1 protein-coding gene is annotated in these 242 nt (G+C 43.0%); it reads left to right on the forward strand.

Annotated features, from left to right (window positions below; translation table 11 throughout):
* Positions 1-242: metallophosphoesterase family protein (locus I5349_RS13995; RefSeq protein ID WP_498366195.1), on the forward strand; the 242-nt coding region annotated here is incomplete at both ends.

The following is a 242-nucleotide window of genomic DNA, read 5'->3' on the forward strand; positions in this document are numbered from 1 at the left end:
AGTCCCATGGAAAAAAATGCTATGTCACACATGGGGATATCTTTGACTCGATCACTGCCAACCTCAAGTGGCTTGCTTATCTCGGTGATATGGGCTACACGTTCTTACTTTGGCTCAATGCTCGCGCCAATGCCTACCGCAGAAGCAAAGGTCTACCCTACTACTCACTTTCTCAAAAAGTGAAATCAAAAGTAAAGACAGCGGTGACTTACATAGATAAATTTGAATCAGAACTAGCTCAT

It is taken from the genome of Penaeicola halotolerans (assembly GCF_016464625.1).
Classification (GTDB): Bacteria; Bacteroidota; Bacteroidia; order Cytophagales; family Cyclobacteriaceae; genus Penaeicola; species Penaeicola halotolerans.